This window comes from Photorhabdus sp. RM71S (genome assembly GCF_042879355.1).
GTDB classification, from domain to species: Bacteria; Pseudomonadota; Gammaproteobacteria; order Enterobacterales; family Enterobacteriaceae; genus Photorhabdus; species Photorhabdus kayaii.
Window position 1 is genome coordinate 1 of record NZ_JBHFKV010000126.1, and the last position, 1,365, is coordinate 1,365.

Sequence of the window (1,365 nt, forward strand, 5' to 3'; positions counted from 1 at the left end):
CATTGCTGTTAGTCTTCATGATGGTTCTATGTGTACTGTTGAATTATCAGAGGAGATATTAAAGAAAGCTTTACATGTGTTTTTTGAAGCGCCTGTTTATGACGAATATAAGCGAGAGAAAGCTGATAACTATATTTTAAATAGCTATACCGATTATCTGTCAAAACACTGGAAGTTAACAAAGGAAGGCGATGACTTTATGAGTGCGCTTATTAAGTTAATTGCAGAAAGGGCTAAACACGGTGGATTTTCACCAGAATATACCTTTCAGTAAATAAGGACTCACAGTGAATATTACCCATTTTAATTTCTCACAGAGAGCTATTCAAAGTGAGAAAGATGAAAAATATGAAATTGCGGCAGCTCTCTGGAATAAAGTCGCTGAACATGCAAAGCACCAAGTTAACCGTGAATGGGCTGAATATCGCGTTGAACTGAATTTAAAACGTCATTCATTACAAGAGCGTTATGAACAATGGCAAGCAGATAACAAACAACGTCGCAAAAAAGAGAGAGAAGCGAAACAACTCGCTGATGCTCTAAAGGCTCACATTAATAAAGTGGAGGGATTGTAATGGGCTGTCAAAACAAACCCCATACAGCCGGTGTGACTTCTGTCAGTCGGGAATCCAGAGTAACCCACAATCGCAGACAGGCACGCAAATTAACACCGGAAGAGTTCCTGTCACTGGATGCAGTGAAAGAGTACCTCGCAATTTATCCCGATAGTGTCAGGCGTGATCCCGACACCGATGAAATCTGGTTAAACAAAACGCTAATGATTATGTACCTGGACCTGTGCCAAGAAAAGAAATTCAAGAAAGCCTTACTTAAGGCAATGAAAAAGCAAGGGGTATGAAAATGACCAATGTAACCACCACCAGCAATCAGCCAATGATGAGCAGCCGTGAAATTGCTGAGCTAACAGACAAGCGTCACGATAACGTTATTCGTGACATCCGGGAAATTCTGAAAGCCGTTTATAGCATTGAATTTGATTCCTCATTTTTGAGGAATCATAGAAATCAACAAGTTATGTTTACTTCGGGGATTACTGTTGTTATTGATGAGCGTGGCTTTATCAGTGAAATTCTCCTTGATCGCCGGAATACCGAAATCCTGATCACCGGATATGACGTAAGACGTCGGGCCGCCATCATTGATCGCTGGTTTGCTCTGGAGTCTGGCGCCACAAAACCAAAATCCCAGGCTGAACTTAACCTCGCTTACGCCTTAGCGCAAGTGGAACAGGAACGCCGCCTTAACCAGGTTGAAGAAAAAGTTGAACAGGTTCATGAAACCATTGAGCAAATCAAGCAAGGCGCTATTCCCACGGGCTGGATTGGGTTCTCTCTGGCTGCGACT

General features: G+C 42.3%; 4 protein-coding genes. All 4 read left to right on the forward strand.

Going from position 1 to position 1,365, the window contains the following annotated elements:
* The coding region (locus ACGF5R_RS23975) for a hypothetical protein (protein ID WP_387693125.1) at positions 1-274 on the forward strand (274 nt) is incomplete at its 5' end.
* A gap of 13 nt (positions 275-287) precedes the next feature.
* Positions 288-575 (forward strand): ANR family transcriptional regulator, encoded by a 288-nt coding sequence (locus tag ACGF5R_RS23980; RefSeq protein WP_049583069.1) that lies wholly within the window; start codon positions 288-290, stop codon positions 573-575.
* A complete protein-coding gene (locus ACGF5R_RS23985) occupies positions 575-859 on the forward strand; it encodes a hypothetical protein (protein ID WP_049583068.1) in 285 nt (94 codons plus the stop codon). Before ACGF5R_RS23980 ends, ACGF5R_RS23985 begins: the two co-directional genes overlap by 1 nt.
* A gap of 2 nt (positions 860-861) precedes the next feature.
* Positions 862-1,365 (forward strand): Rha family transcriptional regulator (locus ACGF5R_RS23990; protein ID WP_387693126.1); only part of this gene is annotated, 504 nt, incomplete at its 3' end.